At 44.7% G+C, this 26294-nt stretch carries 23 protein-coding genes; 18 read left to right on the forward strand and 5 right to left on the reverse strand.

Annotated elements, in window-relative coordinates; all coding sequences use genetic code 11:
* Window positions 1-514 precede the first annotated feature (514 nt).
* Entirely contained in the window at window positions 515-1729 is a 1215-nt protein-coding gene (locus B5D55_RS01190) for a glutamine synthetase family protein (RefSeq protein WP_078932146.1), read from the forward strand.
* 2 nt (window positions 1730-1731) lie between these two features.
* Window positions 1732-2295, forward strand: coding sequence for an ANTAR domain-containing response regulator (locus B5D55_RS01195; protein ID WP_078932147.1), 564 nt, complete (start codon window positions 1732-1734; stop codon window positions 2293-2295).
* A gap of 69 nt (window positions 2296-2364) precedes the next feature.
* On the opposite strand, the gene B5D55_RS01200 is transcribed toward B5D55_RS01195, so the two are convergent.
* The gene (locus B5D55_RS01200) at window positions 2365-3960 is read right to left on the reverse strand and encodes a CTP synthase (RefSeq protein WP_078932267.1); all 1596 of its coding nucleotides are present in this window, start codon (window positions 3958-3960) and stop codon (window positions 2365-2367) included.
* A gap of 487 nt (window positions 3961-4447) precedes the next feature.
* Here B5D55_RS01200 and B5D55_RS01210 point away from each other — a divergent pair, with 487 nt between their 5' ends.
* Window positions 4448-6547, forward strand: a complete 2100-nt coding sequence (locus B5D55_RS01210; RefSeq protein ID WP_078932149.1) for a glutamine synthetase III family protein — start codon at window positions 4448-4450, stop codon at window positions 6545-6547.
* A 115-nt stretch (window positions 6548-6662) separates the two neighbouring features.
* Here the strand turns inward: B5D55_RS01210 and pdxR are convergent, their stop codons facing one another.
* A complete protein-coding gene (gene pdxR / locus B5D55_RS01215; RefSeq protein ID WP_078932150.1) occupies window positions 6663-8108 on the reverse strand; it encodes a MocR-like pyridoxine biosynthesis transcription factor PdxR in 1446 nt (481 codons plus the stop codon).
* Between the two features lie 93 nt (window positions 8109-8201).
* On the opposite strand from pdxR, the gene B5D55_RS01220 reads away from it, so the two are divergent.
* The 4 genes from B5D55_RS01220 (at window position 8202) to B5D55_RS01235 (ending at window position 11186) form a co-directional block, all read left to right on the forward strand.
* Window positions 8202-8471: a hypothetical protein gene (locus tag B5D55_RS01220; RefSeq protein WP_078932151.1), complete on the forward strand. Its 270-nt coding sequence runs from the start codon at window positions 8202-8204 to the stop codon at window positions 8469-8471.
* Entirely contained in the window at window positions 8468-8875 is a 408-nt protein-coding gene (locus B5D55_RS01225) for an HD-GYP domain-containing protein (RefSeq protein WP_078932152.1), read from the forward strand. The genes B5D55_RS01220 and B5D55_RS01225 overlap by 4 nt, the downstream gene beginning before the upstream one ends.
* A gap of 268 nt (window positions 8876-9143) precedes the next feature.
* On the forward strand, window positions 9144-10895 hold the full coding sequence (locus B5D55_RS01230; protein ID WP_078932153.1) for an ammonium transporter: 1752 nt from the start codon (window positions 9144-9146) through the stop codon (window positions 10893-10895).
* A gap of 24 nt (window positions 10896-10919) precedes the next feature.
* A complete protein-coding gene (locus B5D55_RS01235; protein ID WP_078932154.1) occupies window positions 10920-11186 on the forward strand; it encodes a hypothetical protein in 267 nt (88 codons plus the stop codon).
* A 77-nt stretch (window positions 11187-11263) separates the two neighbouring features.
* On the opposite strand, the gene B5D55_RS01240 is transcribed toward B5D55_RS01235, so the two are convergent.
* On the reverse strand, window positions 11264-12355 hold the full coding sequence (locus B5D55_RS01240) for a 30S ribosomal protein S1 (protein ID WP_078932155.1): 1092 nt from the start codon (window positions 12353-12355) through the stop codon (window positions 11264-11266).
* Between the two features lie 50 nt (window positions 12356-12405).
* On the reverse strand, window positions 12406-13299 hold the full coding sequence (gene metF / locus B5D55_RS01245) for a methylenetetrahydrofolate reductase [NAD(P)H] (protein ID WP_078932156.1): 894 nt from the start codon (window positions 13297-13299) through the stop codon (window positions 12406-12408).
* A gap of 89 nt (window positions 13300-13388) precedes the next feature.
* Between metF and B5D55_RS01250 the strand changes: the two genes are divergently transcribed.
* Together B5D55_RS01250 and rocF are read left to right on the forward strand one after the other, a co-directional pair.
* On the forward strand, window positions 13389-14180 hold the full coding sequence (locus B5D55_RS01250; RefSeq protein WP_078932157.1) for a TIGR02757 family protein: 792 nt from the start codon (window positions 13389-13391) through the stop codon (window positions 14178-14180).
* A gap of 58 nt (window positions 14181-14238) precedes the next feature.
* Entirely contained in the window at window positions 14239-15147 is a 909-nt protein-coding gene (gene rocF, locus B5D55_RS01255) for an arginase (RefSeq protein ID WP_078932158.1), read from the forward strand.
* A gap of 6 nt (window positions 15148-15153) precedes the next feature.
* Here the strand turns inward: rocF and B5D55_RS01260 are convergent, their stop codons facing one another.
* Window positions 15154-16221: a PTS sugar transporter subunit IIC gene (locus B5D55_RS01260; protein WP_078932159.1), complete on the reverse strand. Its 1068-nt coding sequence runs from the start codon at window positions 16219-16221 to the stop codon at window positions 15154-15156.
* Window positions 16222-16504: 283 nt separating this feature from the next.
* Between B5D55_RS01260 and B5D55_RS01265 the strand changes: the two genes are divergently transcribed.
* The 9 genes from B5D55_RS01265 (at window position 16505) to B5D55_RS01305 (ending at window position 26286) form a co-directional block, all read left to right on the forward strand.
* Window positions 16505-18709: a TIM-barrel domain-containing protein gene (locus tag B5D55_RS01265; RefSeq protein ID WP_078932160.1), complete on the forward strand. Its 2205-nt coding sequence runs from the start codon at window positions 16505-16507 to the stop codon at window positions 18707-18709.
* A 20-nt stretch (window positions 18710-18729) separates the two neighbouring features.
* The gene (locus tag B5D55_RS01270) at window positions 18730-20052 is read left to right on the forward strand and encodes a M48 family metallopeptidase (protein WP_143593121.1); all 1323 of its coding nucleotides are present in this window, start codon (window positions 18730-18732) and stop codon (window positions 20050-20052) included.
* Window positions 20053-20398: 346 nt separating this feature from the next.
* Window positions 20399-21487 (forward strand): hypothetical protein, encoded by a 1089-nt coding sequence (locus tag B5D55_RS01275; protein ID WP_078932162.1) that lies wholly within the window; start codon window positions 20399-20401, stop codon window positions 21485-21487.
* Window positions 21474-22241, forward strand: coding sequence for a Nif3-like dinuclear metal center hexameric protein (locus B5D55_RS01280; RefSeq protein ID WP_078932163.1), 768 nt, complete (start codon window positions 21474-21476; stop codon window positions 22239-22241). The genes B5D55_RS01275 and B5D55_RS01280 overlap by 14 nt, the downstream gene beginning before the upstream one ends.
* A gap of 83 nt (window positions 22242-22324) precedes the next feature.
* Window positions 22325-22849, forward strand: a complete 525-nt coding sequence (gene lspA, locus B5D55_RS01285) for a signal peptidase II (RefSeq protein ID WP_078932164.1) — start codon at window positions 22325-22327, stop codon at window positions 22847-22849.
* A gap of 6 nt (window positions 22850-22855) precedes the next feature.
* A complete protein-coding gene (locus tag B5D55_RS01290) occupies window positions 22856-23593 on the forward strand; it encodes a 5'-methylthioadenosine/adenosylhomocysteine nucleosidase (protein ID WP_234975351.1) in 738 nt (245 codons plus the stop codon).
* 18 nt (window positions 23594-23611) lie between these two features.
* Window positions 23612-24097: an S-ribosylhomocysteine lyase gene (locus tag B5D55_RS01295; protein WP_078932165.1), complete on the forward strand. Its 486-nt coding sequence runs from the start codon at window positions 23612-23614 to the stop codon at window positions 24095-24097.
* Between the two features lie 36 nt (window positions 24098-24133).
* Window positions 24134-25636, forward strand: coding sequence for a DUF1538 domain-containing protein (locus B5D55_RS01300; RefSeq protein ID WP_078932166.1), 1503 nt, complete (start codon window positions 24134-24136; stop codon window positions 25634-25636).
* Window positions 25636-26286, forward strand: coding sequence for a P-II family nitrogen regulator (locus B5D55_RS01305; RefSeq protein ID WP_078932167.1), 651 nt, complete (start codon window positions 25636-25638; stop codon window positions 26284-26286). The genes B5D55_RS01300 and B5D55_RS01305 overlap by 1 nt, the downstream gene beginning before the upstream one ends.
* Window positions 26287-26294: the final 8 nt, after the last annotated feature.

A 26294-nucleotide genomic window follows, 5' to 3' on the forward strand; every position in this document is an offset into this window, starting at 1 on the left:
GGGCGGAGTATAACCGTTCTGCCAGTTGCATACGGTGTGGGAAACGTAATATCTGAAGAAAGACTGCAATGTGCGGACGAGGCATACAGGTAAGGAAGAACAGGGTAGTTTAGTTATTGCCTGTATTTTTTGACTTTGATTTTGCATATCCGTCATCTCCTTTCAACAAAAATTCCCTGTTCATAAAAAAAACTGAAAATGAAAATCTAAAAAACTCAAAGCTGCTAAAGCTAAAGGAATTTTTAAAGAATGTCATATTTCAGCCTCCTGAAGTGGAAATCTTTGCGTTCGATGACGCACAATAATGGGTATACTATACTATCTTTTTTTTGTTTTGTCATCAAAAATCTTGTTTTATGCCTCTTCATCAGTGTGAAACAGCATATTCATTGACAAATTTTCCGTCATAGAATATTCTGAACGTATATGAGCAAAGGCGTTCATTCAATTTTCTGATGGCAGTAGTGTCGGCATATTGAATGAGCGTCTTTTTTTTGGAATATTTGGAGTATATATGTATACAGAGAATGAAGTTTTGGAATTTGTGAAGGAAGAAGACGTAAAATTCGTCCGTCTTGCTTTCTTTGCCCTGAATGGAAAGCAAAAAAACATTTCTATTATGGCAAGCGAGCTTCCGCGCGCGTTCAAATATGGAGTCAGCTTTGACGCATCAAGCGTTACGGGCTTTCAGACTCCTGATAAATCGGATATGTTCCTTCATCCTGACCCGGCGACTCTTGCCGTTCTTCCGTGGCGACCGTCAGCCGGAAAAGTTGTCCGTATGTTCTGCGACATAAAGTACCCGGATGGAACTCCTTATGAAAAAGATTGCCGGCATCTTCTGAAAAAAGCGGTTCAGACTGCAAAAAATGATTTTGGTGTAGAAATGATGTTCGGTTCGGAAATCGAATTCTACCTTTTCAAGCTTGATGAAAACGGCGAACCAACGAAAATTCCTTTTGACAATGCCGGATATATGGATATTGCGCCGGAGGACAAGGGCGAAAATATCCGCCGTGATATATGTTTCACCCTTGAGCAGATGGGAATTATGCCGGAAGCTAGCCACCATGAAGAAGGTCCTGGACAGAATGAAATAGATTTTCATTATGGAAATGCACTTTTAAGTGCGGACAATACTGCTACGTTCAAGTGGGTCGTGCGCACAAAGGCTGCGGCGAACGGACTTTTTGCGGATTTTACGCCTAAGCCTTTGCCGAAGCAGCCGGGAAGTGGAATGCACATCAATATGTCCTGCCACAGCGTAGACAAGAACGATAAAAAAGATTATATGGAGCAGGTTCTTGCCGGAATTATAAAGCACGTAGATGAAATGACGCTGTTTTTTAATCCTACGGTGAATTCCTACGACAGGCTTGGTGAATGCAAAGCGCCTAAATATATTAGCTGGAGCAAGGAAAACCGTTCGCAGCTTATCCGTATTCCGGCAAGCAGGAACGAGCGCCGCATAGAAGTTCGTTCGCCAGACCCTAAGGCAAATCCTTACCTTGCGTTTACGCTTCTGATATATGCCGCTTTGGACGGAATAAAAAATAATCTTGTTCCGCCATCGGCTGTTGACGAAAATTTATTTGCGGCGGACAAAAAAATAACGTCCGCATTGAAAATCCTTCCTGACACGATTGAGGAGGCGCGCAGAATAGCCGCTAAAAGTGATTTTATAAAAGAAACTCTTGGAGAAGAAATACTGAAGGCATTTCTTGACTAAATATGGAAGCTGACATTACAAGCGTTCTTGTTGTAACGAAAGACAGTAAAATTTCCTCTCCTATAGGGCAGATGCTTGTTGCGCCGGTTTTTGACGTAACGTTCTGCGCCGATTTTAACGATGCACGCCGGAAAATAAGCGAGATGCGCTATAAAATCATTATTGTAGATTCCGGCGACGGAAGTGACTCTGATTTTGCGATAGACGTAAGCGATACGCTTTCTACCGTTCTTTTGCTTGCACCGGCGCATTTATTCGACCAGATTTCGTACAGGGCAGAACCGTACGGAGTCCTTACCCTTACAAAACCGTTTGATTCGTTTTATTTTTACAATATGATAAAAATTGCGCTTGCCGTTCAGGCAAAGGTGCAGAGGATTTCTTCCCAGACCGTAAAATTGAAGGAAAAAATGGAAGAAATCCGTATCGTAAACAGGGCGAAAATGCTTCTTATGCAAAATCAGAAGATGACGGAGCAGGAAGCGCACCGCTTTATAGAAAAAGAAGCGATGGACAGATGTATGAAGCGCATTGCCGTTGCGCAGAATATTATTGAAGAAAATTAAAATTTTCCGGAGAAACGAAAGGACTGAATGGCGGAAATGCAGAAGATTGCGTTTCCGCCATTTTTTATGCTATTTGCAGCAGCTTTTTACGAATTCTACGAACAGCGGCTGAGGTTTGTTCGGGCGGCTTTTGAATTCCGGGTGGAACTGTACGCCCATAAAGAACGGATTTTCCTTTTCGGAAAGTTCAACCGCCTCTACAAGCAGTTCGTCCGGCGAAGTGCCGCTTATTACAAGCCCCGCCTGTTCCATCTGCTTTCTGTATTCATTGCTGAATTCGTAGCGGTGCCGGTGGCGTTCTTCGATTAAGTCGGAAGCGTACGCTTTGTGCATAAGGGTTGATTTTTTTACTTTGCACGGATATTTTCCAAGGCGCATCGTTCCCCCTTTCTTTACGCCTTTCTGTCCTTCCATAAGGTCGATGACGCAGTGTTTGCCTTCTTCATTGAATTCGCGCGAATTGGCGTCTTTAAGTCCCAGAACGTTCCGCGCAAATTCTATTACAAGAATCTGCATTCCAAGACAAATGCCGAAGTACGGAAGATGATTTTCACGCGCATACTGACAGGCGTTAATCATTCCTTCAATTCCGCGCATACCAAATCCGCCTGGAAGGATAATTCCTGCGCAGTCTTCAAAGATTTTCGGCGCAGACTCAGGTGTAACGGTGTCACTGTCTATCCATTTGATTTTTACGTTTTTTCCTGCAACAAAACTTGCGTGATTAAGCGCTTCTACAATCGAAAGGTATGAGTCGTGGAGCTTTACGTATTTTCCTACAAGCGCAATCTGAACTTCGCCCTTGCGTGCGTAAATGTAGGAAACGAGTTTTTCCCACTGTGCAAGGCGGACTTTTGTATCTTCAATTCCAAGTTCGCGACATACAACGTCGTCCATTTTTTGTTCGTGGAGCATAATCGGTACTTCATACAGACACGGAAGGGTTGTATTTGAAATAACGCAGTCAGGACTTACGTTGCAGAACAGGGATATTTTTTCGCGGATGTCTTTTGGAATTTCCTTGTCGCTTCGTGCTACGATGATGTCCGGGTGAATTCCGAGTCCCTGGAGTTCGCGGACGGAATGCTGTGTCGGCTTTGACTTGAACTCATCTGAACCGGTAATGTACGGAACAAGGCATACGTGTATGAAAAGGCAGTTCCGCCGTCCTACTTCAAGCGCAAGCTGGCGTATTGCTTCAAGAAACGGCTGGGATTCGATGTCGCCTGTCGTTCCGCCGATTTCAACGATGCTTACGTCTGCGCCTGTTTCGTTCTGGTTTTTAAGGATGAATTCTTTTATTTCGTTCGTTACATGGGGAATAATCTGCACTGTCTGTCCAAGATATTCGCCGTTTCGCTCTTTGTTCAGGACGTTCCAGTACACTCTGCCGGAAGTGAGGTTTGAGTATTTTGTAAGGTTTTCGTCTATGAACCGCTCGTAGTGTCCAAGGTCAAGGTCGGTTTCTGCGCCGTCTTCCGTTACGAATACTTCTCCGTGCTGATACGGACTCATCGTGCCCGGGTCAACGTTCATATACGGGTCAAGTTTCTGCGATGTGATTTTAAGCCCGCGGTTTTTCAAAAGCCTTCCGAGGCTTGCCGCCGTAATTCCTTTTCCAAGACCGGAAACAACGCCGCCTGTTACAAAAATAAACTTACGCATTTTTACTCCAAACATTTTAAAACTGACTGAAAAATCCGTCAGTCAGTTCTGAATTAAGGGTGAACTGCTTAGAATGGCAGTTTTCAGGTGTGATAAAATAAAAAGGCGTTCATTTTATTTGCCGACACTGATTTCAGCATCAGAAAATAAAATGAACGCCTTTGCTCATTGACTTTATAGGTATAATTATTTAATTGAAAAAAGTCAAGAAAGGGCGGAGTGCAGAAAAAATAACTTGGTTTAAAACAATTGACTTTTTTTTTCGAGTGATGTATAAATCTTTCAAACGGCAAAGACGTCGTAGATAAAGTTCCGGATTTTTCGGGATTTTGTCTGCGACGTCTTTTTTTTCGGCAAAGGCGTCGGAATTTGTGCAGAGGAGCGTTCCCTGTAAAAATTCCGGCGCCTTTTTTTGTAAGCTGCATCGTAATTTGAACGAAACGGCTTCCTGCCGTACGAACTTTATCAATTTTTAGAGGAGGTTCCTATGGAATCAAAGGTAACAGAGATTTTTGGAGACATGGTTTTTGATGAAACAACGATGAAAGCACGTCTTCCAAAAGAAACATTCAAACAGCTGATGAAAACGATTCAGGGCGGCGAAAAGCTTGATCCTAGCGTTGCAACAGTTGTAGCAAATGCAATGAAAGACTGGGCTGTTGAAAAAGGCGCAACTCACTTTACGCACTGGTTCCAGCCGCTCACAGGAATTACGGCTGAAAAGCACGACAGTTTCATCACTCCGACATCAGACGGAAAAATCATTATGGAATTCTCCGGAAAAGAGCTTGTTCAGGGTGAACCGGACGCTTCTTCATTCCCTTCCGGCGGTCTGCGCGCTACGTTTGAGGCACGCGGCTATACTGCCTGGGATCCGACAAGCTATGCATTCATCAAGGACGGTACGCTCTGCATTCCGACTGCATTCTGTTCATATACAGGCGAGGCTCTGGACAAAAAGACTCCGCTTCTCCGCTCTATGCAGGCAATCAACAAGCAGGCTCTGCGCGTTCTTCACCTGTTCGGAAACGAGGACGTTACAAGCGTAAAAACTACTGTAGGTCCTGAGCAGGAATACTTCCTTGTAGACAAGAGCGTTTATGACAAGCGCGAAGACTTGATTTTTACGGGACGCACGCTGTTCGGCGCAAAATCTCCAAAAGGTCAGGAACTTGAAGATCATTACTTCGGTATGATTAAGCCGCGCGTTCAGGCATTTATGAAAGACCTGAACAACGAATTGTGGAAGCTCGGAATTCTTGCAAAAACAGAACACAATGAAGTTGCACCGGCTCAGCACGAACTTGCGCCGATTTTCAGTACGACAAATATTGCCTGCGACCACAACCAGCTTACGATGGAAATTATGCGTAAAGTTGCTGCAAAGCACGGAATGGTCTGCCTTCTTCACGAAAAGCCGTTTGCAGGAGTAAACGGTTCAGGAAAACATAACAACTGGTCAATTTCAACGAACACAGGAAAGAACCTGCTTGACCCTGGCGCAACGCCTGCAAGCAACGCACAGTTCCTTCTGTTCCTGTGCGCCGTAATCAAGGCTGTTGACGAATATCAGGATTTACTCCGCATTTCCGTTGCAAGTGCAGGAAACGACCATCGTCTTGGTGCAAACGAGGCGCCTCCGGCAATCGTTTCAATGTTCCTTGGCGACGAACTTAGCGAAATCCTGCAGTGTCTTGAGGAAGGAAAACCTTACGGTATTCACGAAAAACAGAAAATGCAGATTGGCGTTACTGTTCTTCCAGAGTTCAACAAAGACACGACTGACCGTAACAGAACAAGTCCGTTCGCATTCACAGGAAACAAATTTGAGTTCCGTATGCTCGGTTCTTCCGAGTCAATTGCGTGTGCAAACGTTTTCCTGAATACTGCCGTTGCAGAAGAGCTCTGTCAGTTTGCAGATGAACTTGAAAAGTCAAAGGATTTCCAGAAAGATATGCAGGCTCTTGTCCTTAAGACAATCAAAGAGCACAAGCGCATTATCTTCAACGGAAACGGCTACGATGATGCCTGGGTAAAAGAAGCTGAAAAACGCGGTCTTTCAAACCTTAAGTCTACGCCGGAAGCACTTGTTCATATTCTTGACGAAAAGAACAAGAAAGTTCTTCAGAAGCACGGTGTATACAGCGAGTCTGAAATTGTTTCACGTTTTGAAATTCACAACGAAGGCTATTCAAAAGTTATCAACATTGAAGCAGAAACTATGCTTGATATGGCAAAGAAATACATTCTTCCTGCCGGAAGCAAATTTGCCGGAAAACTTGCAGATACGATTGCTTCAAAGAAAGCAGTTTGCGATGCTGCTGATGTTACATACGAAACGGAAATGCTTACGAAAGTTTCAAGCCTGACTTCTGAAATCTACAAGAAAGTTCAGCAGCTTGAAAAAGATGTCTGCGATGTAAAGGAACTTTCAGGCGATGCAAGCAAGACTGCGTTCTTCTACCGCGAACACGTGTTCGAGTCTATGAACGAGCTGCGCATAAGTGCCGACGAGCTTGAAACCATCGTTCCTAAGGAACTGTGGCCGTTCCCAAGCTACGGCGACCTTTTGTTCAGCGTACGATAAAAACTGATGCAGTGCCGGATACCCCGTCCGGTGCTGTTTTTGATGGGCCTCTAAAAAATTGGTATATTTTTTGGCGCGGATATAGACGTGTTACGTATGTATCCGCGTCTTTTTTTTATGTCAGGAAAACTGCTTCAAGGCGCGCTATTGTTTCCGAAATGCGTTCTTTTTTAATTCCAGAATAATTTACTACAAAAGTATGTTCACCGTCTTTCTGCTCTTTTTTTCCTTCGTAATAAAAATCTGAAAGCATTGCAATTTTTATTCCTGCGTTTTCAAGAAGTCCGTTAAGTTCCGTCTTTGTTTTTAAAGACTGTACGGACAGAAGAAAATGAAGTCCGGCTTCCTGTTCCGTTATGTGCGAGATATGAGAAAGACGGCTTTTCTGCAATGCGCCGATAAGGTCGTTCCGAAGCGTGCGGTAGTAGTTTTTCATTCTGATAAGGTGCTTTCCGTAAAATCCGCCGCGGATGAAGGCAGAAAGCGTGTACTGTTCGAATGCAGATACGGAGCAGGAGTAAAAGCCCAGCGTGCGGTTGAATGCGTCTGTAAGTTCCGGCGGAAGAACCATATAGCTTATTCTGAAAGACGGAGAAAGCGTTTTGGAAAATGTATTTATGTAGATGACGCGGCCGTTCTTGTCATAGCTTTGGAGCGTCTGGAGAGGCTTTCCGTTGAAGCGGAATTCGCTGTCGTAGTCGTCTTCGATTATAAATCTTCCGTTTTTTTTCTGTGCCCATTCAAGAAGTTCAAGCCTTCTGCGGACAGGCATAACTATTCCCGTAGGAAAATGGTGCGACGGAGAAACGTGTACTACGTCCGCCTTCACTTTTTCAAGCAGCGCAGGGTTTATTCCCTGTCCGTCGATTTCAACGGGTATGCATTCTGCGCCGTTTATTTTAAAGACGTTTGCCACTTTTCGATAGCCCGGATTTTCTACGGCATACAGTTTTTCCCTGCCTAAAAGCTGTACAATCATTGCATAAAGATTTTCCGTTCCTGAACCGATGACGATTTGTTCCGGGCGGACGTCCATATTCCGGAATTCCAAAAGGTATTCGGCAACGGCGCACCTTAATTCAAATGCGCCGTGTACGGAAATGCGCTGAAGCAGTTTTTCATCGGAAGAATTAAGGACTTTACGCATAAGGTGCGCCCACAGACTGAACGGGAATTTTTCTACGCTGGTGGCATTGCTCGTAAAGTCAGTAAAATACGTTCTGGCGTCTGGTGCTGCTTCGTTTTGCGGCGACGGCGTAATTCTGGTGCGGCTTTCTGCCGGTGCATCAGCTCTGTTTTTAAGAAACGGACTTTCGATTGAAATATCGGTAACAAAAAACCCCTTTTTTTCGATGGAGTACAGGTAACCTTCGGAGATAAGCTGACTGTATGCGTTCTGTACGGTGATGACGCTTATTCCCAGATGTTCGGCAAGGCTTCGTTTGGAAGGCAGTTTTTCGTCCGCCTTGAGCGTTCCGTCAAAAATCTGGTTTTTCAGGGAAAGATAAAGGAATTCGCAGAGTCCGTGAGTTCCCCTGTTGTTGAAGTCTATTGTTATCATAATCTGATATTACTATAAATGCCGTAATTCGGGTATGGCAATAGTATCAAAAAAGTTCTTTATTAAAAAATGCAATGTATATATAATTTTGCTATGAAATTTTCAAGAAAAGAAACGGTAAAAATTTCCATAATATATTCACTGATTTTGATTTTTGCAAATATTCTGGGAATTCTCATTTCATCTACGATAGAATCACCAGGCGGACACATAAAGCGGACGAGCGAATGTGTAAGGATTTTTGTAAATAAATTGAAAAATACGGAACAGTATAAAAAATATTCAGATTCGTTCTATCAGTCTGTCGTCCGGGCTGCTCCGATGCACGATTTGGGTAAAATTGCCGTAGAGATGCCGTTTTGAGAAAGCCGGGAAAATTTACTGATGAAGAATATGAGAAAATGAAGGCACATTCAAAAGAAGGAGCCAGAATTGTAAAGGAAGTAATTAAGTCTGTAGAAAACGAAGAATTCAAGCAGATTGCAATAAACGTTGCTCATTTTCACCACGAAAAATGGAACGGTCAGGGGTATCCTGAAAAATTAAGCGGAAACCAGATTCCGTTTGAAGCCCGTATAATGGCTCTTGCCGATGTATTTGATGCTCTTGTAACCAGGCGCTGTTATAAAGACAGTTTTTCATACGACAAGGCGTTTCAGATTATAGAAGAGTCGCTTGGCTCTCATTTTGATCCTGAACTTGGAAAAATATTCATACAGTGCCGTCCGCAGCTGGAAGAACTGTACAATACGTATCAGGTTGAATAATTACGCTGAAAAGCCTGCATTAAATTTTACTTTAGTGAATTTAAAAATATCCAAATTCTTTATTGACATAAAATAAAGAATGGTGTATAAAAACTACATACGGCAAAGACGTCGTGGAATATTATTCCACGACGTCTTTTTTTTGGTGTCTGCGTAATGCGGACGTCTTTTAAACGGCAATGGTGTCGGATGCAAAGTGCACTTGTATTCGATATCATTGCCGTTTATTTTTTGGGATGCTGCGAAAGCGTCCTTTTGGAGGCATTTTATGGAAGAAGTAATGAGTGCAATTCAAGAAACTCAGGGTATGATTTTTGCCGTCTGGTTTCTGATTGGAGCCGCATTGGTTTTCTGGATGCAGGCTGGTTTTGCAATGGTAGAAACTGGTTTTACCCGTGCAAAGAACACTGGTAACATCATTATGAAAAACCTGATGGACTTCTGTATCGGTACAGTAATGTTCATCCTTATCGGTTTCGGGCTTTTGCTCGGCGAAGATTTGTTCGGTTTTATCGGAAAACCTGGATTTGATATTTTTACTTCATACGCTGATTTTGACTGGTCTAACTTTGTGTTCAACCTTGTATTCTGTGCAACAACGGCAACAATCGTTTCCGGTGCTATGGCAGAACGCACAAAGTTCCTTTCATACTGTATTTATTCAGCAGTTATTTCTGCATTGATTTACCCGATTGAAGCACACTGGATCTGGGGCGGCGGATGGCTTTCACAGCTTGGCTTCCACGATTTTGCAGGTTCCTGTGCAATCCACATGGTCGGCGGTATTTCTGCTTTAATCGGTGCAAAGCTTCTTGGACCGCGTATCGGAAAGTTCACGACTGACAAGTCTGGAAAGGTAACGGCTGTTCATGCATTCCCGGGACACAACCTTCCGATTGGTGCTCTTGGTGTATTCATCCTTTGGTTGGGCTGGTACGGATTCAACGGTGCAGCTGCAACTTCGGTAGAGCAGCTCGGCTCAATCTTCCTTACAACAACAGTCGCTCCGGCAGTTGCAACTGTTGTATGTATGATTTTCACATGGATTAAATACGGCAAGCCGGACGTTACGATGTGTCTTAACGCTTCACTGGCTGGTCTTGTTGCAATTACTGCTCCGTGTGATGTTACTGACTGTTTCGGTGCTGTTGTAATCGGTGCTGTTGCCGGACTTCTCGTAGTATTCGGTGTATGGTTCCTTGATTATGTACTTCACATTGATGACCCTGTAGGTGCAGTTGCAGTTCACTGTCTGAACGGTATCTGGGGAACAATTGCAGTAGGTCTTTTTGCAACTCCTTCTGCTCCTGGATACGGAATTGCAAATGCAGCCGGTGAGGAATTGAAAGGTCTTTTCTACGGCGGCGGATTTGAACTTCTTGGCATTCAGCTTCTCGGTTTTGTTTCAGTTGCTGCATGGACGGCTATAACAATAACGGTTGTATTCCTTGTTATAAAGTTAACGGTTGGACTTCGTGTTTCTGCTGAAGAAGAAATTGTCGGTCTTGACAAGCTTGAGCATGGTCTTGATTCTGGCTATGCCGGATTTATGACTCCGTACTCTGCTGAAGAATTTGCAGAAGCAAAGGAAGCCGGAGTTTCTATTCCGGTAAGCCAGGCTGTTCCTGTAACAAAGGTAGAAAGTTCTGCTTCAGGAAAGGGTCAGAAGCTTTCAAAGGTAGTCATCATTACACGTCAGACAAAGTTCGATGTCCTGAAGGCTGCAATGAACGAAATCGGCGTAACAGGTATGACTGTTTCAAACGTAATGGGCTGCGGAATGCAGAAAGGTGCTACCGAATATTACCGCGGAACTCCGGTAAATATGACATTGCTTCCTAAGATTAAGGTTGAAATTGTTGTAGCAAAAGTTCCGGTTGATGAAGTTGTTAAGGCTGCTTCTACGGCACTGTATACAGGACATATCGGTGACGGTAAGATTTTTGTATACGATGTTGAGAACGTAATCAAGGTAAGAACTTCTGAACAGGGATTCGATGCCCTTCAGGATTCTGAATAAGGCGCAACACTAGTTAATTTTATATTGATTACTGATTTCAGTTGCGCTTTCAGTTTGCCCTTTGGGCAAACTGATTTAACGAATTTTGAAATACCAGCGGATTTACGTGCAACACTGGTAGTTCTTAAAGTGCTTACTGATTTTGGGTGTGCGTTTTTTGATTTTGATTCAACTCCTGCCGCCGTGCAAAGAGTTTTTTTGTGTGGCGGCTTTGTCTTGTTTTGGGAAGGCGGTTGTACAAATAAACAATATTCCGCCGCAAACTTTGTGTGCGGAGCGTTGAAGGAGTAGAGGGGAGGAAAAATCCCCGTGTAAAAAAATTCCCGGTGAATGTCACCGGGAATTTTTTCGTATACCAAGCAAAGAACTTATTTTTTAAGAAGCGCCGCAAACGGATTGTACGTTTCTCCGTCGTCCTGACTGTTAATGTAGGACGAAGCGGAATTGTCCTGTTCTACAGAAGTTGCTGGGACTAATGAAATCCGTTTATTTTCTGCATCAATTTCCTTGATGACTACAGAAAGCGTATTTCCGACCTTAAACTTTTTCTTCAGGTTTGTATTCCTGTCAACGTCTTTAAGCGTTGAAACGTGAACAAGTCCGTCGACTCCTTTGTCTACGCTGATAAAAAGACCAAAATCTGCAATCCGTGAGATTGTTCCGTCGAATTTATCTCCGACCTTGAATTTCTTGCTGACCGAACTCCACGGGTCTTCCGCAAGCGCTTTCATACTGATTGAAACGCGCTCGTGTTCCCAGTCTGCGCGGAGAACTTTTGCAGTGATTTTCTGTCCTACGGAAAGAACTGTGCTTATGTCGTTTACGCGCTCGAATGAAATCTCCGAAACAGGAAGGAGCGTCTGAAATCCGTCAACGTCTACGAATGCGCCGAAGCTCTGGAGCGATTTTACAGTTCCTTCAACGACTGCACCTTCAGTTACTTTTTTGCTGAGCGTAACGATATGTTCGGCGCGCTCTGCTTCAAGAACGGCGCGGTTTGAAACAAGAATGTTTTTTCCGCCTTCTTTATATTCCGTGATGATGAAAGGCAGTGTTTTTCCTACGAATGTTTCGTTTTCTTCCTTCTGCCTGCCGCCCATCTGGGAGAACGGACAGAATGCGCGGTTTCCGCCGATTTTTACTTCATAGCCGCCCTTGATTTCCTTTTCTACGTGACCGTCTACAGGAATGCGGCTGGAAAATGCATTTTCTATCATAGAAGAATCGGCATCTTCACCCTTAATTCTGGCAGTGAATTTCAGTTCGCCGCGGATTTCTCCCATAAAGAAAACCTTGATTTTATCACCCTCTTTTACGGAACAGACGCCGTTTTCATCGGAGAATTCGGCGGCATTGACAACGCCTTCGCTTTTTGCGTTCAGATCGATGAAAATAGTTTCACCGTTTACCGCAACGACAGTCGTTTCAATTTCCTGTCCAGGAGTCAGATTTTCAAACATATATATACCTCTTGTTTTTCAGGCGAGTTTAGAACTGCCCGACTGTTTTACTATTTTATTTCCATTTCTACCGGCGGTTCGCTGAACAGGCTTCTTACTGCGGAATTTATCCGTTCGGCAACGTAGGAATTGTTCATCGTGTACAGGTGTATTCCTTCTATGCCGTTTGTAACAAGGTCGACAATCTGGTCTACGGCATAGGCAATTCCTGCATCGCGTATTGCTTCCGGCGAGTCTGCATAGCGTTCCATCATCCGCACAAATTTTTTAGGAAGAACGGCATTTGTCATACTGACCATTCGTTCGATTGATTTTTTGTTTGTAGCAGGCATAATTCCGGCTTCAATAGGAACGGTAATTCCGGCAAGCCGGGCGCGTTCTACAAAACGATAGAATTTTTCATTGTCAAAAAACAGCTGTGAAAGAAGATGCTCCGCGCCGGCATCAACTTTATCTTTCAATGCCTTAATATCGCTCAATACGTCCGGGGATTCCGGATGGCGTTCCGGGTAGCACGCGCCGAAAAGTTTGAAAGATTTTCCGTTAGTCCGCTTTGCATCAAATTCCTTGATAAAACGGATTAAGTCTGACGCGTGTGCAAAGTCATTGCACTGTTCAACGCCTTCTACCCTGTCTCCGCGCAGTGCAAGAATATTTTCAATTCCTGCTTCCTGAAACTGCTCCAGCACGAACAAAGCGTCTTTTTTTGTCATATTGATGCACGGAAGGTGAACGACGCTCTGTACTCCGCATACGTCTTTTATTCTGTTTGCAATGTTAAGCGTGTTTCCGCAGTTTGCGCTTCCGCCTGCTCCGTACGTAACGCTTATGAAATCCGGCTTTATTCCGCTTAGTTCATCAAGAGTTTTATATACGGTTTCTATGTTCATTGTTTTTTTGGGAGGAAAGACCTCAAAAGAAAAAATCGTATGGTTACTATTCATAGAAAAAAATATATCATATTAAAAAATATAATTCGAGTAGCCGTGATTAAAATATTGTATTCCGGCAAAAAAACGGATAAAGTACACGAATGAGCCTTTCTTCAGAACTAAAAGAAACTTTGAAGACGCTTGCACAGACTTATGAAACGGCGGATTTTTTAAACGATGACCCGAGCCGTTTTCTGCGCTGGTATTCAGACCCGGCGGACGTTGAAGCGGCAGCGTTTATTGCGGCAATGCTTTCATTTGGAAGCAGAAAACAGTTTATTCCGAAAATTCAGGAGATTTTTGAACTGGCAGACGCGCACGGAGGGATGAAATGCTGGCTTATGGACGGTAATTGTGGCGGAGATTTCCGCAGTTTTGCAGAAAAATCCGGGTGCGGCGGAAATTACAATAGGAAATTCTACAGGTTTTATTCTTATGAAGATATGATTGACTTGTTTGAACGAATGGGCGGTATTTTGAAAAAAAACGGAACGTTCGGAGAATGCGTTTATTCAGAATGGCATGCATCGCCGGAAAAACATCTTGCGGAAGTAGTAAGCGATTTGTTTTCCGGATGTGCCGTTGTTCCGCAGGGAAAAACTAGCGCGAACAAGCGTATTCATATGTATCTTCGCTGGATGGTGCGCCGCAATTCTCCTGTTGATTTAGGGCTGTGGAACTGGTACAGTCCGGCGGATTTGATTTTGCCGCTTGATACGCACGTCATTCAGGAAAGCATACGTCTTGGGCTTATCCCGGAAAAATCCAGCGCAACTCTTAAAACGGCACGCGCAGTTACTAATTCCCTTAAAGAAATCTGGCAAGATGATCCGTGTAAGGGTGATTTTGCGCTGTTCGGACTTGGCGTTGACCAGAACAAAAACGATGAATAGCGAAAGTCCGGACGGAATGGTGCTTGCACCTTGTAAAAAACAGCCGTAGAATACAGGTATGAACGTTAGTATTTTTGAAATGCCGCTTGATTTCGGGGCAAGCCGTCACGGTTCTGATATGGGACCTTCTGCAATCCGCCTTGCCGGAATTCGCGAAAAAATTGAAAGCCTTGGTCATACAATCAACAGCTATATGACTCCGATTTCCATAAATCCGCAGGAATACGAAAGCGTCGGTAATCCGCGTGCAAAATATCTTGAGCCTATTACAAAGGCGTGCCAGACTCTTGCTGGAGAAGTCTATCATACGGCGGAATCAGGTGATTTTCCGCTTGTGCTTGGCGGTGACCATTCAATCGCGCTCGGCTCTCTTGCAGGAATGGGGCGCTTTGCAAAAGAAAAGCATAAACGGCTTGGAGTTCTGTACGTAGATGCGCACGGAGATTTTAATACTGACGAAACGTCGCCGAGCGGCAATATCCACGGAGAATGCCTTGCGGCGTCCTGCGGATACGGACTTAAAGAACTGACGGATTTGTATTATGAGGGAGTAAAGATTGAGCCGCAGAATGTATGCTTTGTGGGGACGCGCGATTTAGATTCAGGCGAGCGCGAACTTATGAAAAAAGCCGGAGTAACAGTGTTTTCGATGAGCGACATCGAGCGGCACGGATTTCCGGCGATTGTAAAAAAAATAATTGTATTTTTCAAAAGCCACGCGGATATTGTTCACGTAAGTTTTGATATGGACGTACTTGACCCGATGTTCGCGCCGGGAACTGGAATTCCACTTCCGGCAGGGCTTACGAACAGAGAGGCGCTTCTTTTAATGGAAGAAATGGCAGACACTGGGCTTGTGCGCTCTGCGGAAATCGTAGAGGTGAACCCGGTGCTTGACGTGCGGAACCAGACTGCTATTCTTGCAGTAAGCCTGGCAGCCCGGCTTTTGGGTGAAAAAATCTATTAAGACCGGCTAGTTTTCAAGCTTAAGGTCGCCTTCACCAATCCAACCGATTTTTCTAAGAAGAAGACCTGCTGCCCAGCTTATTATTCCCGGAAGGATAAAGCAGATAAGCAGAAGTCCAATCCAGTCAAGTGCGCCCGGGGTAATTGCAGAAGCACCTGCTTTTACGGCAGCTTCCGATGGCGAAAACCATCCGGTAATTACGCCTATTTGTCCTACAAGACCGCACGTTCCCATACCGGAAGAAACAGCTGCGCCGTTCATCTCCATTTTGAAAAGGCACGTTGCAAGCGGACCTGTAATTGCCGATGCCAAAACAGGCGGAATCCAGATACGCGGATTTTTTATGATGTTAGGCATCTGAAGCATAGAAGTTCCCAGTCCCTGGCTGAAAAGTCCGCCCCATTTGTTTTCGCGGAAACTCATTACGGCAAAACCAATCATATTTGCGCAGCAGCCTGCAACAGCCGCTCCGCCGGCAAGTCCTGTAAGTCCGAATGCGGCGCATATTGCGGCGGAGCTTATCGGCAGGGTAAGCGCAATTCCTACTACAACAGAAACGATAATTCCCATTACAAGCGGATGGAGCTTTGTTGCCCACATAATAAGGTTTCCGATTGAGCTAGCGGCCATTCCGATATATTTTGCGCAAAGCACGGAAAGGAGCGCACCTGTAATAATCGTTACAAGCGGCGTTACGATGATGTCAACTTTTGTCTTTTTAGATACAAGTTGTCCTGCTTCTGCCGCAATAATTGCAATTACAAGAACGGCAAGCGGTCCGCCTGCACCACCGGTAATATTTGCCGCAGAACCTACGGCAGCAAGCGAGAACATAACAAGCATTGGAACGCCGAGTGCAAGTCCGATTGCAACAGCCATTGCAGCACCTACGACGTGCGCATCACAGGCAAAAGAGCCGGCATCAACAAAAAACTGGAATACTGCGTTCTGGTTCAGGCGCAGGAGCTGCTGACCGATAGTGCGGATAATCGTGCCGATTAGTAAAGATGCAAAAAGTCCCTGAGCCATACCGCTCATCGCATCAATACAATACCGCTTTACAAATTTGTTCATAGAAATCTCCTATGGAAAAAAATGAGAAAAATAAAATAGAGTGGATTGATATACTTGTTGATGTGCGATACAGGGCGCGCCGTAGCGTCGGCTGTATTCTCGTTCCGTGGAATCGAGCGTGTGGTTCATCACAAACGTAAAATCTAGTGGAAATCTAACGTATTTTTCGGGTAAAGGCAATATGCAGGGAAAACGCATTGCAGGACAGGACTCCTTACAGGTTTATTAAATTATGTGAGTCTGCTATTATCAAATTGTTTTTGTTTACTTTGGAGGAAAAAGAATGAAAAAACTGATTTTTTCTGTGATGCTTGCGCTGTCTGCGTTTTTTGCAGGTGCAGCAACACGACTTACGCTTGATAACGGCATAAATATTGTTTTTGAGGGATGCGCTGACGGTTCGGTGCGTTTTGAGGCTCTTGGAAAGAAACCTTCCGCTCCGGTGAAAGAGTTTGAACTTTCGCGCGAAGCTGCCGCTGAAGATTTTGTGCAGGCAGAGGATGGCTCGTACCGGTGGAACGGCTATACGGTCATTCCTGCGGCGGACGGCTACACCCTGCTTTTTAACGGTGAAGAACTGTATGCGTCGTCTTTCAACGAAGAACCTTCCCTTCTGCGTGAAATACGTAACTGGAAAACTGCAACTGAATTCTACGGATTTGGAGAAGCAAGCCGCAACGTGAGCCTGCGTAACCAGTCCTTTGCAATATGGAACGTTTCAAAATACGGTGACCACGCATATCTTTTCATTCCGTTTTACGTAACGAATACAAATACGTGCGTATATTACAATGCCGGTTCAAATGACAGAATTTATTTTCAGGACGGCAAAGACTTTCAGGTGTACAGAAGCGCCTATCACAGGATAGAATGTTTCGTACGCCAGGATTTATCTCTAGAAGAAAGCGTTGCGAAATTCTACAGGGAATCAGGTGCATCCTGCCTTCTTCCGAAATGGGCGTTCGGCTTTATCCAGTCAAAATACGGCTACAAGACGCAGGAAGAAGTGACTGAACTCGTAGACGGTTTCAAGATGCGTGACATTCCGCTTTCTGCCGTCGTCCTTGACCTTTACTGGTTCAATAGAATGGGCGACATTTCCTTTACGAACGCCGGTTTTCCAGAACCAAAAAAAATGAATGACTATATGGAACAGAACGGCGTAAAGCTCGTTACGATTACAGAGCCGTTTTTTACTACTGAATGCGTGAACTACAAGGAACTTCTTTCCGGAAAAATGCTGTGCAAGGATAACAAGGGAAAAATCCGGCTGTGGCGTGACTGGTGGTGTCTTGGGGATAAGGAGGGCGCGCTTTTTAATCCTCTTGCAAAAAAAGCCCCGTCATTTATGGCAGAAAAATATTCTGCAATGCTTGAAGACGGAATAGACGGCTTCTGGACAGACCTTGGCGAGCCGGAAAATGCTCCGGACGATATAAAAGTCGGAAAATACGCGCTTATTGATTTTCACAACTACTACAACTATTACTGGACAAAAGCGCTTTATGACGGTATGAAGTCCGTTCACCCTGACAAAAGGCTTTTCATTATGTCACGTTCAGGATATACAGGAATTGCAAAATTCAACGTTTCCGTATGGTCAGGAGATGTTGCAGTGTCCTGGCCGTCGCTTGAAAATCAGATAGCATACGGACTGAACGCCGGTCTTTCAGGACTTGCATACTGGGGAAGCGACGTAGGCGGATTTACGCCGGAAAAGACAAATCCTGAACTTTTCGTGCGCTGGTATCAGTTCGGTGCATTTACGCCTGTATTCCGTGCGCATGGTACGGATTCGCGCGAACCGTGGATTTTTACCGACAGGGAAACAGAAATCGTATCAAAATATATCCGTGCGCGCACTGCGCTTCTTCCTTACGTTTACTCAACGGCAAGGCAGACGATGAGCGGAATTCCGATGATGCGCCCGATGTTTTACGAGAGCAGTTCCGTTCCGCAGGAATATATGGAAAGCCAGTATATGTTCGGCGATTTCATTCTTGTAGCTCCTGTATATCGTCAGCTTGCTGCGGAAAAAGAAAAGACAGTCTATCTTCCTTGCGGAAACTGGTATGAGTTCAGTTCTATGAAAAAAATTAAGGCGGAAGGCGGAACGGCTGTTACAGTGCCGCTTACGCTTGACGATATTCCGGTGTACATAAAGGAAGGAGCAGTTATTCCTGCAGAAAAAGACGGTGCGCTGTACGTGCTTTTAGTTCCTGCTGACGGCGTAAAAAATTCGTTCGTGCTGTATGACGACGACGGAGAAAGCGAGCAGTACAAGGATGGCGCGTATTCGGAGATTGAGCTTTCGCTCGACGGTTTTAACGTTACGGCAAAACGTTCAGAAAATGCAGATTTTCTGGGTGACGATTTAATCCTTGCCGTTCCTGCCTCAGTAAAGACAGGAAGTGGCTGGACTTTGCGCGGAAATTTCAAGACGAAGAAAGTTTCGGTTTCTGAAATGGAGAACGGTTTTTCCCTGTAAACGTGAAAAAAGGTCTGAATATGAACAGAATTGATTTTTATAACGCATTTATCATTGTTTTTCTGGCAGGAACTATAGTCAGTTTTCTGATAAATCAGTTTCTGGAATGGATTGATTTTCGGGAGCGGTGCAGAAGCGGCGGAGAAATTCCTTCTGTCCTAAAAAACATTCCGGAATCATCCTGCTTTGATTTTGAAAAACTCCGGAAAATATGCGCCTACAAGAACGCAAAATATTTTGCGTGGATTCCGTCGTCCGTTCTTGGAACTGCGCTTTCACTTGCGCTTGTATGCACGGGATTTTATCCGTGGCTGTTCAACGTTGTCTGCCGCATTACAGGAACGCCGGGATCGTTCGTAAGTTCCTATACGTGTGCCTTTCTGTTTATGGTTTTTTGTTCCATCCCGGAAAGCATACTTTCAATTCCTTTTGACCTGTACCGCGAATTCCGCATAGAAAAAAAATTCGGTTTTTCAAATATGACGTTCCGACTGTGGATTTTGGACGGCATAAAAAACATTATTGTGTCGCTTGTGATGAGCGCGATTCTTGTTGCTGCAATGATTGCAGTTCTTACTGGTTTTCCAAAACTCTGGTGGATTTTCATTACGTGCATTCTGTTTGCGTTTACGCTGATTATGCAGATACTCTATCCGCTTGTAATTGCGCCGCTTTTCAATAAATTCATACCGCTTGAAGACGGCGAACTCAAGAGCCGCATTACATCACTTATGGAACAGCTTGGATTTAAATCGACCGGTATTTTTGTGGTAGACGCGTCAAAGCGGAGCGGGCATTCAAATGCGTATTTTACAGGAATAGGAAAGTCTAAGCGCGTCGTTCTGTATGATACTCTGGTGGAGCAGCTTACGACGGACGAACTTGTTGCCGTTCTGGGACACGAATTCGGGCATTACAAGCTTCATCACATTGTACGGCGGATTTGCATTATGCTTCCGGTAGAATTCCTTTTGATGTTCCTTCTGTACGTCTTTTCGCAGACGACTGCGCTTTACACAGGATTCGGGTTTGCAGTTGCACAGACACAGGTTCAGTCCGTTCAGTTTATAGGACTGTTCCTGTCATCTCTTGTAGCAGGTTCCGTTCAGGAAATTCTTTCGCCATTGATGCACTTTGGTTCACGGCGCGATGAATATGCGGCAGATGTATTCTCTGCGCGGCTTACAAAAAATCCGCACGCGCTCGTTACCGCCCTCATAAAGCTGAACAGCGAAAATCTTAGCGAACTTCTTCCGGCAAAACTGTACGTAATCTGGAACTATTCGCATCCTGCTCTTTCCGAACGCGTTGCCGCGCTGGAAGCTCTTGCAGAAAACGGCTGACTGTAAAAATCAACATACCTTGCCGTAACCGGTGAGGTTGCCGGTTTTTAAATTTCCTGCAATTTTTTAACGTTCTTCAATTAAACACAGATCGCCACCGGGGTCAATGAGGTAAAAGAAGCGGTATTGCAGAGGGAAAACGTGATACTGCTCTGCAGAGCGCAACTTTAAATATAAAAATATCCCTATTGACATTATCACTGAATGTACGGGGCTTTCCATCGAACAGGTAAACGCATTGTAAAAATATGAAAAACTTTCGGTTCTGACTGCGGAAAGTGTTTTCGGCAATGACATTTCAGCCTTGTTGCTTGAAGAGCCGGCTTTTTTCAGCTAAACTTTTTGTATGAACAGTTCATTTCTTGGCGAAGTGTTGATACTGGTGCTGCTGGTCATCAACTCCTGCAGGATATTCTTTCTTAAATACGGAAAAATTGACGCGCTTACGGTTCTTGCTCCTGTGTGCGTTATTCTTTCTGTTCTTCAGATTATTGCCTGGAACGCAGATTTTTTTTCCATTCTGATTTTTACCGTTTCAGCGGTAGCTTTTTTTATCAATTTCCGCGCGCTTCTGCGCTTTGCATCCGGTCTGTACGTTGACCATTACAGCATTGCGTTTAAGACCGGTGCGGCTTTGATTTTGTTTGTATCTGCGGTTTCTCTTGGTATTCTTTTGTATTTCCGCCCGGTTATCGTTCAGCCTTCTGATTATAAGGCAGTTCAGTCTAAGGTGCGCCTGGTCGGTTCGTTTGTCGGCGGTTTTCATACGGCATCTGCATTTGAAAGTGCAGACGGCATTGTAACGGTGTGCGCGCCTGTTCCAGAACAACCGTCCGCCGGTTCGGGCGCGGAACTACCGTGCGTGCTTATTATTCCGGACAAGCGCGCTGACACAAATTTCTATCTTCCGTATATGTATATGCTTTCAAAATGTGGTTTTACCGTATATTCCGGTGATTTTTCTGCGCGCGACGTAAAGTGGTTTCATTCGGCGGCGGACGTATGTTTTTTCCGGCGCTTTTTCTCCGTCTGTGCGTATCTAAAAAATCCTCATCAGTATGAGGCTGAAAAAGAATTTTACACGTTCAATATTTCAAAAGAAATTGATGCAATGGTTAATTTTATACGCAGGAATGCTTCTGAAAACCAGAAGATTTTTATTGTCTACGACTGGATGGCAGACACGGCTGTTTCTGACTATGCAAAGCTTCATCCGGATGTTGCAGACGGATTTCTTAATCTCTGTGATTTTGAAGAATACGTAACTCCGGGATTCGGCTTTGTGCGCCAGCTTGAGCCTTTTACGGCATTCCGGCTTGGCTTCGGGAAAAGTAATGATTTAAAGGAAATACAGCTTGTTGCGGACAGGACGCTTTCGCTTCTTCCGCAGGAAAAAAACAGTCAGGCGGAGGAACAGTCGAATGACGCTGAATGAACTTGATGTGTATTTCAAAAGTTTTTTGAAACCGGAAAATTTTTTGTCCGATTCGTCGCGTAACGGAATACAAATTCAAAACAGCGCGCCGGATAAAACTCCCGTTACAAAAATTGCGTTTGCCGTTGATGCTTGTGAACAGACAGCACTGGCGGCGGCAAAGGCAGGCGCGCAGCTGCTTTTCGTTCATCACGGACTTTTCTGGGGTGCGTGCGAAACTGTTACGGGTCACGTGTACAAAAGATACCGCGCTTTTTTGCAGAATGACCTTGCACTTTATGCGAGCCACATTCCGCTTGATGCAAATAATCCTTACGGCAACAACTACGGACTTGCCGCGCGCATCGGGCTAAAAAACTGCGCTCCGTTTGGTGAATGGCGCGGAATGTCGATAGGCGTAAAGGGAGAACTTACTGTTCCTGTTTCGGTGGAGAAACTTGCTTCCCGCGCGCTTCTTCCGGGAGAGAAGCCTGCGTGCATACTTCCGTTCGGAAAAAAAGATATCAGGACAGTCGGCATTATTTCCGGCGGTGCAGGCGAGGACTGGGTGCAGGCTTCTGACGCCGGTCTTGACGCGTTTATCACAGGCGAAGTACAGCACGAACAGTATCACTGCATTCAGGAAAACGGAATTAACGTTATTGCCGGCGGTCATTACCGCACGGAAACGGTCGGTGTAAATCTTGTACGTGAAAAAGTGGAAAAAGAATTGAAAATAGATACTATTTTTATAGATATTCCTACGGGACTTTAATATCTTTATCTATAGTAATTTTCTAGTTTTTTTCTAAGGGTTTGTTTTAAACCCTAAAAAATATTTATTTTATCAGAGGTTTTATGACTATCGACAGAAAAAAAATGCTGCCTTTTATCCTGACGGCTGCCGTTATTATCCTTGACCAGATTACAAAAGCATTGATTGTTAAGAATATTCCTCTTTTTACTATCGGGTATTCGTTCTTCGAGGATTTTTTGCGGATTGTTCATGTTGCAAATACCGGAGTTGCATTCAGTATGGGAGATTCTATGCCGTTTATTCTAAGGCGGATATGTTTTGGAATTATTCCGCTTGTCGTAATCGTAATGGTTATCGTCGTGTATCTTCGCAACGATGATTTCAATTCGCTTCAGCGCTGGGCAATCTGCGGAGTTTTAGGCGGCGGTCTTGGAAACATTATCGACCGTTTTTTCCGTGCAGAAGGCGTAGTCGATTTTATCGACGTAAAATTCTACGGTCTCTTCGGGCTTGAGCGATGGCCTACGTTCAATGTGGCTGATGCTTCGGTTGTTGTGTGCGGCATACTTCTTGTAATTTCATTTGCCGTTGCAATAAAAAGCGGCGGAAATAAAGACGGGGAATAGCATTTTATGGAAAAGTGCATAAAAAAAATCGGCATAATCGGTGCGATGGACTCTGAAATTTCAGTTCTTCGTTCCATAATGAAGGAAAACGGAAGCCTTAAGCAGACGGAGGCAGGAAACTGTACATTCAATGAAGGCGTAATCAACGGTGTTTCTGCTGTCGTCGTAAAAAGCGGCGTCGGAAAGGTGAATGCTGCTCTGTGCGCCCAGAGGCTTATCCTTCAGTTCGGGGTGGATGCTGTCATCAATACCGGGATTGCGGGCGCAATGGGCGGAAACCTCTGCATATTCGATATGGCCGTTTCTACGGATGCTGTGTATCACGATATGGACGCTGTGGAATTCGGCTACAAGCCGACGGAAATTCCGCAGATGAAGGTGAGTGCATTTCCGGCGGACGAACGGCTTATCAAGGCGGCAAAGTCTGCTTTCGAAAAGACGAATAAGTCCGGGGAACGGAAAATTGTTGCAGGACGCGTTGCGACCGGCGACCAGTTTGTAGCGGAAAAAGCGGTAAAAAATCACATAAAGGAAATATGCAGTCCTGTCTGTGTTGAAATGGAAGGAGCTGCAATTGCCCATACCTGTTATGTGAACTGCATACCGTACGTTATCCTGCGCTGTATTTCAGATATGGCGGACGATACGGTAAAGGCGACGTACTCGTTCAATGAGGAAACCGCCGCGGAAGAAAGTTCAAAAGCAGTAATTGAGATGCTTGCTGAATTATCCTGCGGAAATTGATTTTTCAAAGAGGTGAATATGTCTGAGCATACAGAGGGTCATTACAAGGTTGACAGTTTCAATCTTGATCACACAAAAGTAACTGCGCCGTTCGTGCGGCTTGCAGCTAAAAAAGTCGGGGAAAAAGGCGATGTCGTGTCAAAATTCGACATACGGTTCTGTCAGCCGAACAAAGAATTTATGACGACAGGCGCAATTCACACGCTTGAACATCTTGTTGCAGAATATATCCGCGATGAGATGGACGGCGTAATTGATTTCAGTCCGATGGGATGCCGGACAGGTTTTTATTTTACCATTTTCGGCGACAGGGACGAAGAATACGTTGCAGGGCATATGAGTTCTGTTCTTAAAAAAGTTGCCGCCTGGGACAAGCCTGTTCCTGCAACTACGGAAAAAGAGTGCGGAAATTACCGTGACCACGACCTTGCAGGCGCAAAGGAATGGGCGGCAAAATGGGTTTCCGGCATAGAAAAAAAAGGTTGGAATTGCTATTTAAAATAAGCGTTCCTGTTAATCTGCTGTTTATCAGGAAAAAAAATGAACGTCATTTCAAAATTCAAGGAAACAGTAACGTCGGTTCTGCCGGTTATGGCAATCGTGCTCGTACTTGGGCTTACGCTTGCTCCAATCGGTTCGGCTCTTATCATTCAGTTTATTGCAGGCGGAGTTCTGCTGATTGCAGGACTTACGATATTTTTAGTAGGCGTTGACATCGGAATACAGCCTATAGGGGAACGAATAGGCGCGGCTCTTACAAGCAAGCGAAACCTGTTCCTGCTTTTGAGCATTTCGTTTGTCATCGGATTTTTTGTAACGGTCGCCGAACCGGACATTCAGGTGTTCGGAGATCAGATTCATTCAATATTTAATGCCGTAAACAAAATGAACCTTGTGTATATGATTGCTTCCGGCGTAGGTCTTTTCATTATGATTGGACTTCTGCGGACTGTTCTGAAACTTCCGCTGAAGATTCTCCTTGTTTTCTTTTACATTCTTCTGTTCGTACTTTCGTATTTTTCTCCGTCAAGTTTTTGGGGAATTGCGTTTGACTCCGGCGGTGCTACTACAGGTCCTATGACAGTTCCGTTCATTCTTGCGCTTGGCGTCGGCGTTCATTCGGTGCGATCTTCCGGCAAAGACGATGATTCAGACACGTTCGGACTTACCGGCGTTACGTCCATCGGTCCGATTCTTGCGGTTATGATATACGGCATTGTGCTTTCGTCAAACGGCACTCTGAACGGTGCGGAAACGGCAGCAGAATCTGCTGCAGCAGAAAGCGGACTTGGAATTTTTCTTCATTTAATTCCGCATTATGCTTACGAGGCGGCGCTTTCCATTGCTCCGCTTGCAGTTATGCTTGTTGTGTTTCAGTTTACGCTTCTTAAACTCCCGCCACGCCAGATAATCCGTATGGCTGTCGGTCTTGTATGGAGTTATGTAGGACTTCTTGTGTTTTTAACCGGTGTAAACGGCGGCTTTATGTCTGCCGGCAGGGAACTTGGAATTATTCTTGGCGGAAAGGCAGCCGGTTCAGGTGGAGTGTGGTCGGTTCTTCTTATCTGCACAGGGCTTCTTCTGGGCGCCGTTGTTGTATGCGCCGAACCTGCGGTATGGGTTTTAACTGATCAGGTTGAAGCGCTTTCCGGCGGTACGATAAAGAGAAAGCTTATGCTTGTATTCCTTGCTGCCGGAGCTGCCGTTGCAATCGGTCTTACGATGTTGCGCGCACTCGGCGGATTCAGCATTATGCGCATTCTTATTCCGGGATATGCTCTTGCGCTTCTGCTTATGATCTGGAGTCCTAAGCTTTTTACGGCGATTGCGTTTGATTCCGGCGGCGTTGCTTCCGGTCCTATAACTTCAACGTTTGTCCTTTCGTTTACGCTTGGTGCAAGTCAGGCGTGCGGCGGAAGTTCTGATGCGTTCGGTGTTATTGCGCTTGTTGCTATGACGCCTCTTATTGCAATCCAGCTGCTTGGAATTCTTTACAACAGGAAGAAAAATAGGGACAGACTGACAGAAAAGGAGGGGAAATAATGGCATCATTTGATTTGATAATGGGCATTGTTCCCAAGAACAGCGGTGAACTTTTAACTCATACGGCAACGAATGCCGGTTCTGCCGGCGGAACGGTGTCTATGGGTCGCGGAACTGCATCTAATTCGATTTTGCAGATGCTCGGTTTCGGGGATTCTGCAAAAGACATTGTGTACATTCTTACCGATTCTGCTCAAACGCAGACGATAAAAAATGCAGTTACAGACGCGTGTCTTGAGAAAAAACGTCCGTTTGGAATTTTATTTTCAATAAAGGTTTCTCATTTTATAAAGACAGGTTCGGTTTCAGCAGACTTGCAGGAGGAAAATTCGATGACTAAAAATACAATGCATAAATTGATTACGATTATTGTAAACCGCGGTTTTGCAGAAGATGCAATGGATGCGGCAAGAAAGGCTGGTGCCGGCGGCGGAACGATTATAAACGCTCGTGGAACGGCTAAAGAGGGCGATGCAAAATTCTTTGGAATGGAGATTATTCCTGAAAAAGATATGATTTTTGTCCTTGCAGAAAATGAAAAAGCCGATGCAATTCTTGAAGCCGTGCGCACACTTCCGTGTCTTTCAAAGCCGGGAAGCGGAATTGCATTTGCAAGCCCTGCGGAAAACTTTACGCTTCTTGGAAAATAACGCGTCCG

Origin of the sequence: Treponema porcinum (assembly GCF_900167145.1) — a bacterium.
In the GTDB taxonomy this organism is placed as follows: domain Bacteria; phylum Spirochaetota; class Spirochaetia; order Treponematales; family Treponemataceae; genus Treponema_D; species Treponema_D porcinum.

Excerpts from the sequence above, each read along its gene's own strand:
- B5D55_RS01190 (WP_078932146.1), top strand. The coding sequence starts at position 515 with ATGTATACAGAGAATGAAGTTTTGGAATTTGTGAAGGAAGAAGACGTA.
- B5D55_RS01195 (WP_078932147.1), top strand. The coding sequence starts at position 1,732 with ATGGAAGCTGACATTACAAGCGTTCTTGTTGTAACGAAAGACAGTAAA.
- B5D55_RS01200 (WP_078932267.1), bottom strand. The coding sequence starts at position 3,960 with ATGCGTAAGTTTATTTTTGTAACAGGCGGCGTTGTTTCCGGTCTTGGA.
- B5D55_RS01210 (WP_078932149.1), top strand. The coding sequence starts at position 4,448 with ATGGAATCAAAGGTAACAGAGATTTTTGGAGACATGGTTTTTGATGAA.
- pdxR (WP_078932150.1), bottom strand. The coding sequence starts at position 8,108 with ATGATAACAATAGACTTCAACAACAGGGGAACTCACGGACTCTGCGAA.
- B5D55_RS01220 (WP_078932151.1), top strand. The coding sequence starts at position 8,202 with ATGAAATTTTCAAGAAAAGAAACGGTAAAAATTTCCATAATATATTCA.
- B5D55_RS01230 (WP_078932153.1), top strand. The coding sequence starts at position 9,144 with ATGGAAGAAGTAATGAGTGCAATTCAAGAAACTCAGGGTATGATTTTT.
- B5D55_RS01240 (WP_078932155.1), bottom strand. The coding sequence starts at position 12,355 with ATGTTTGAAAATCTGACTCCTGGACAGGAAATTGAAACGACTGTCGTT.
- metF (WP_078932156.1), bottom strand. The coding sequence starts at position 13,299 with ATGAATAGTAACCATACGATTTTTTCTTTTGAGGTCTTTCCTCCCAAA.
- B5D55_RS01250 (WP_078932157.1), top strand. The coding sequence starts at position 13,389 with ATGAGCCTTTCTTCAGAACTAAAAGAAACTTTGAAGACGCTTGCACAG.
- rocF (WP_078932158.1), top strand. The coding sequence starts at position 14,239 with ATGAACGTTAGTATTTTTGAAATGCCGCTTGATTTCGGGGCAAGCCGT.
- B5D55_RS01260 (WP_078932159.1), bottom strand. The coding sequence starts at position 16,221 with ATGAACAAATTTGTAAAGCGGTATTGTATTGATGCGATGAGCGGTATG.
- B5D55_RS01265 (WP_078932160.1), top strand. The coding sequence starts at position 16,505 with ATGAAAAAACTGATTTTTTCTGTGATGCTTGCGCTGTCTGCGTTTTTT.
- B5D55_RS01270 (WP_143593121.1), top strand. The coding sequence starts at position 18,730 with ATGAACAGAATTGATTTTTATAACGCATTTATCATTGTTTTTCTGGCA.
- B5D55_RS01275 (WP_078932162.1), top strand. The coding sequence starts at position 20,399 with ATGAACAGTTCATTTCTTGGCGAAGTGTTGATACTGGTGCTGCTGGTC.
- B5D55_RS01280 (WP_078932163.1), top strand. The coding sequence starts at position 21,474 with ATGACGCTGAATGAACTTGATGTGTATTTCAAAAGTTTTTTGAAACCG.
- lspA (WP_078932164.1), top strand. The coding sequence starts at position 22,325 with ATGACTATCGACAGAAAAAAAATGCTGCCTTTTATCCTGACGGCTGCC.
- B5D55_RS01290 (WP_234975351.1), top strand. The coding sequence starts at position 22,856 with ATGGAAAAGTGCATAAAAAAAATCGGCATAATCGGTGCGATGGACTCT.
- B5D55_RS01295 (WP_078932165.1), top strand. The coding sequence starts at position 23,612 with ATGTCTGAGCATACAGAGGGTCATTACAAGGTTGACAGTTTCAATCTT.
- B5D55_RS01300 (WP_078932166.1), top strand. The coding sequence starts at position 24,134 with ATGAACGTCATTTCAAAATTCAAGGAAACAGTAACGTCGGTTCTGCCG.
- B5D55_RS01305 (WP_078932167.1), top strand. The coding sequence starts at position 25,636 with ATGGCATCATTTGATTTGATAATGGGCATTGTTCCCAAGAACAGCGGT.